The organism is Chitinophaga sp., from assembly GCF_036569185.1.
Classification (GTDB): domain Bacteria; phylum Bacteroidota; class Bacteroidia; order Chitinophagales; family Chitinophagaceae; genus Chitinophaga.
In genome coordinates this window covers 1-4,547 of the sequence record NZ_DATCRD010000207.1, presented here as the reverse complement: position 1 = coordinate 4,547, position 4,547 = coordinate 1, and the positions used below count along the sequence as shown (strand labels likewise).

Genomic DNA, 4,547 nt, shown 5'->3' with positions numbered 1-4,547 from the left:
TGCAATGGCTGTGCCATTTTGCTGGGTAACGACCACATCTTCTGTGAGCGTCATAATTACGCCATCTGCTCCTTTGGCTTTTCCCATTTCTATCACCTTTTGCTGAGTGGCTTCTACTGAACCAAATCCTTTCGCAAGGGTAGTAGAACCCATGGTGGTATATTGCTTTCTGATGTCAGCCTTGTCGAGATATACGTCAACATTTGAAGTGGGTGGATAGGTGGTTCCAAAATAAGATGGCTTGGAACATGCAGTCATCAACGTAATAAGCAGTATTCCAAATACCTGCATTAATGTTTCTTTTTTCATTTTAAATGTTTTTAAATGTGTCAATTGCTGATTGCGTTATTTAATCCGAAATCATGAGCAAAACTATCCTGACACACTTGCCTTTAAAACTTTGTTATTTGAAATGGCGTTTGCTGCATGTCAATAGCCGGTAACGCATAAACCGGGATATGGAACCATTTTGACCCGGGACGTGTTCAATAACAGTTTCTTGTGCCATTGATGGTGATTAGTTTGTTGCCTCCTGTTTTGATGCTATAAAGGGAAAAAACGTTAACTCTCCGGGAAACCATGCCTAACACAGCCAGCGCTTATCGCGGCATCTTTGTGTCATCATAAAATAATCAATCATTCAACGATAAATTATAGATCATGAAAACAACATTTAATACCATTAAGATCAATGGCGTCGAAATCTTCTATCGCGAAGCAGGTAATAAAAAGAACCCAACCCTTGTATTATTACATGGCTACCCCACTTCGTCTCACATGTACAGGAACTTAATCAGAGACCTGTCAGACAAATACCACCTCATCGCTCCGGACTATCCGGGCTATGGCAGAAGCGGGCAACCGCCGATGAGCGAATTTGAATACACATTCGACAACTTTGCAAAGATCATTACCGCCCTGCTTGAGAAACTGGATGTCCGGAAATACAGCCTGTACCTGATGGATTACGGTGCTCCGGTAGGTTTCCGTATCGCCACCGCCAGTCCCGAAAAGATCGATTCGCTGATTATCCAGAATGGATGTGCCTATGAGGAAGGTCTTGAAACTTTTTGGGACCCCATCAAAGCCTACTGGAAGGACAGGAATAACAAGGAAGCAGAAAATACGCTCCGCGGCTTCCATAGCCCCGACGGTCTGAAATGGCAGTATACCCATAATGTACCCGATGCCAGCCTGATATCTCCTGACAACTGGGAAATAGATCTGAGGCACCTGGAAAGACCTGAAAATGACGCCATCCAGCTGGCCCTGTTCTACGACTACCAGAACAATGTGACGCTTTATCCCAAATGGCAGCAATATTTCAGGGACCATCAGCCCCAAACGCTGATTGTTTACGGCAAGAACGACTATATCTTCCCCGGCTCAGGAGCCGAAGCATTCAAAAAAGACCTGAAGAACCTGGAATTTCATTTGTTCGAGACCGGTCACTTTGCCCTGGAAAGCTATGGTAATGAGATTGCTGCGATCATCAGTGACTTCCTGTCGCGAAAAGCAGTAAAATAACAACAAAAATATAAGTATGTGCTCATAGGTGGCGTATCCCCTGCCAGTTACTGGTGGCGGGATACGCTGTGTTGGAGCTTAACAGCGCCAACAGCGGGATGTTTAGCGATGTCAGAGAAACTGAGATGACATTTATCTTCATAAGATCGGCATCACAGCACTGGAGTCTGCAGGAATGGTCCGCTTCAACCAGCCTTTTTACTGCATTGTCAACCACGACAAGCGGGAAAAACTTATCTTTGGAGGGTTGATGACCCCGGCAAAACGGGGTATTTTACTTTTATGATCTGTTAAAATGTACGAGCCGCTTTTTAACTATATAGAACGTTATGCCAGGGCAGGGATTGCAGACGGTGAAAAAGACATCATCAGATCTGCATTTGAGCTTAAAAGACTTAGTAAAAAACAGTACTTCTCCGAGGAAGGAAAAGTTTGCTTATATACCGGCTTTATTTTGAAAGGAGCCTTCCGTCAATACAGCGTTGATGACAGCGGCATGGAGCATATACTTCAGTTAGCTATTGAAAACTGGTGGATAGTGGATCGCCAAAGCTACATTAATCAGACCCCATCCGCGTATTTTATCGAAGCCTGGGAGGACGCAGAAGTATTGATCTTACCCCGGGCAAAGCTCGACGTTATTTTAACAATTCCTGCTATACAATCCATGTTCTGGCAGATGAGCGAAAACAATCATATCGCCTTCCAAAAGCGGGTGGATGATACCATCAGCCTCAACGCCGTGAAACGCTATGAAAATTTTGAACGTTTATATCCCCAGATCGTCCAACGGTTCCCACAGCACCAGATAGCCTCCTACCTGGGAATAGCCAGAGAAACACTCAGCAGAATAAGGAGACCGTCCTCCCGTTAATTTCTTTTATCCGCTACCTTCAATTTCCTGCGATACTTATTATCATCATCCGATTGTGACATTTGTCATCGTTTCAGGCTCTTCATCCAATGTAATTTTGCTTTATCAATTCAAAGAAAACAGCACGTTTTCAAAGATTATGTAAAAGCAAAAAATGAAAATCATGAAGAAGTTTAAAATTGAAGATACAGTAATGTTACTGATCGATCACCAGGAAGGCACCATTAATTTCTCTGCCAACAGGCCCCATGAAGAGATCATATCCCGCGCCCGCACCCTGGCCAGGGTAGCCAGAGATCTGAATATCCCGGTTGTGCTGACTTCGAGCCAGGAAGACTTGGCACAGGGACCGCTGCTGAAAGATATGAAGGAAATTTTACCTCAACAGTTCGCCGGCCGTGTGAAAAGGCAGGGTATTACCAATGCATGGGAAGATGAAGCGTTCAGGGCAGCTGTGCTGAAAGCAGCAGATGGAAGAAAAAATATAGTAATGGCCGGCCTCACCAATGACGTGTGTATCGTTTGGCCCTCCATTTCCATGGTAGAAGAAGGTTTTGATGTGCAGGTTGTGATTGATGGAGGAGGCGCACCAAGCCAGATTGCAGAGGATGTGGCCAGACACACCTGGGAAAGCCACGGCGTACGTACAACCACTATCAGTCAGTTTATATCAGAACTGGTGCATAGCTGGGCTACGCCCGAAGGTGAAAAGGTAAAACCTATTCTTTTCGAAGAAATTTACTCCCAATTATTTAAATAATCCGGGAACAGCAGTGCCTGTAATACAGGCACTGCTTTAATACCATCCTGATATGTTACATAAAATAACACGTGAAGCCTTTAAAAACCATGGGCCTATCCAGATCCTCTATCCTGGCCTCACCCTGGCCGGCCATGATTCCGGCATAGGAAGCATTGGCCGTATAGACCATGCTGTTGTACATGGCAGACAGCACATTGCCATGCACCCGCATATTAACGACGAAATCCTTTCTTACTTCAGGTCAGGAAAGGCAGAGCATATTGACTCCGAGAATTATAAAGATACCGTTGGAGGTAAACGCCTGATGCTGATGAAAGCCGGAAAACGCTTTTATCATGAAGAGTTTATCGATGGCCAGACCGAACCCTTCGAAGGTCTGCAGATCTTTATAAGGCCCGGCGAAAAAGACCTGGAACCAGAAGTGATCTTCCAGGATCTCCAGCAACACGACAGCGAAAACCAATGGCGCCTGCTGGCGTCCCCTACATCCCGGACTGTTTTTCGCTTCAGTAGCCAGACCTGGCTATACGACGCAAAATTGTCCGGCGGCGAAACGTTGGCTTTACCCGGGCTGCCCGGAGAAGAGCTTACTATATTGCTGTATGTATACCAGGGCACTATTAAGATAAATGGAAATATAGTACTCAATAAAAAGGAAGCCATGGTCCTGAAAAATGAGGTCATTTCTATTCAGTCAACCCAGGGCGCTGAACTGGTGCTTTTTCTCACCGATGAAAATGCACCGATTTTTAAAGAGGGCATGTACAGCGGCAATAAAGGAAACCTTATTTAAGGCAACGGAGAAGTTTTTGGTCACACACAGATCCCCCAACTTTTCAATTTGATCCCAAATCCCCCAAGAATTCAACTTGATCTGTATCTCTGATCCGGATTTTACCTAAATAGCAAAACCCGCGACTAGCGCGGGTTTTAACCTTTCAAGTGCCCAGAACTGGATTCGAACCAGCACGTCCTTGCGAACGCTGCGACCTGAACACAGTGCGTCTACCAATTTCGCCATCTGGGCAACCGTGTTAAGGGATGGCAAAGGTAGGCACTTTTTTAAAACTTCCAAATTTTTTGAAACAAAAAATCTACAAAAAAATTGAAATGCCCACCCCGCTTATATTTCATCCTTTCACAATTTTTTTCTTTCCCGCTTCATGATCTATCACATCACATTCACCAGCGGAAAAATTTTATGCTGTCACTAAAAATATCTTTCAATCAGCCATCAAAGGCTAACAACTACACTGCTACGTTAAACGCTCTTAGCGTATCATTCAGGCTCGTCTTCAGATCCGTTGATTCCTTACGCTGCCCAATGATCAGCGCACAAGGCACCTGGTATTCGCCGGCAGGGAATTTTTTGGTATAGCTGCC

General features: G+C 44.8%; 5 protein-coding genes and 1 tRNA gene. 4 read left to right on the top strand and 2 right to left on the bottom strand.

What is annotated here, in order from left to right; all coding sequences use genetic code 11:
- Nucleotides 1–309: hypothetical protein (locus tag VIM72_RS15710; protein WP_332003775.1), on the bottom strand; the 309-nt coding region annotated here is incomplete at its 3' end.
- 351 nt (nucleotides 310–660) lie between these two features.
- Between VIM72_RS15710 and VIM72_RS15705 the strand changes: the two genes are divergently transcribed.
- From VIM72_RS15705 to VIM72_RS15690, 4 genes are all read left to right on the top strand, one after another.
- On the top strand, nucleotides 661–1,527 hold the full coding sequence (locus VIM72_RS15705; RefSeq protein ID WP_332003774.1) for an alpha/beta hydrolase: 867 nt from the start codon (nucleotides 661–663) through the stop codon (nucleotides 1,525–1,527).
- Nucleotides 1,528–1,822: 295 nt separating this feature from the next.
- Nucleotides 1,823–2,401 carry a Crp/Fnr family transcriptional regulator gene (locus VIM72_RS15700; RefSeq protein ID WP_332003773.1) on the top strand — a complete coding sequence of 193 codons (579 nt, stop codon included), beginning with the start codon at nucleotides 1,823–1,825 and terminating at the stop codon, nucleotides 2,399–2,401.
- Nucleotides 2,402–2,564: 163 nt separating this feature from the next.
- Entirely contained in the window at nucleotides 2,565–3,161 is a 597-nt protein-coding gene (locus VIM72_RS15695; RefSeq protein ID WP_332003772.1) for an isochorismatase family protein, read from the top strand.
- A 52-nt stretch (nucleotides 3,162–3,213) separates the two neighbouring features.
- Nucleotides 3,214–3,957 (top strand): pirin family protein, encoded by a 744-nt coding sequence (locus tag VIM72_RS15690; protein ID WP_332003771.1) that lies wholly within the window; start codon nucleotides 3,214–3,216, stop codon nucleotides 3,955–3,957.
- A 150-nt stretch (nucleotides 3,958–4,107) separates the two neighbouring features.
- Here VIM72_RS15690 and VIM72_RS15685 read toward each other — a convergent pair.
- Nucleotides 4,108–4,191: transfer RNA gene (locus VIM72_RS15685), tRNA-Leu, on the bottom strand.
- Nucleotides 4,192–4,547: the final 356 nt, after the last annotated feature.

Bases quoted from the DNA above. Each gene is read 5' to 3' on its own strand.
- VIM72_RS15690 (WP_332003771.1), top strand. From the start codon at position 3,214: ATGTTACATAAAATAACACGTGAAGCCTTTAAAAACCATGGGCCTATC.
- VIM72_RS15700 (WP_332003773.1), top strand. From the start codon at position 1,823: ATGTACGAGCCGCTTTTTAACTATATAGAACGTTATGCCAGGGCAGGG.
- VIM72_RS15705 (WP_332003774.1), top strand. From the start codon at position 661: ATGAAAACAACATTTAATACCATTAAGATCAATGGCGTCGAAATCTTC.
- VIM72_RS15695 (WP_332003772.1), top strand. From the start codon at position 2,565: ATGAAGAAGTTTAAAATTGAAGATACAGTAATGTTACTGATCGATCAC.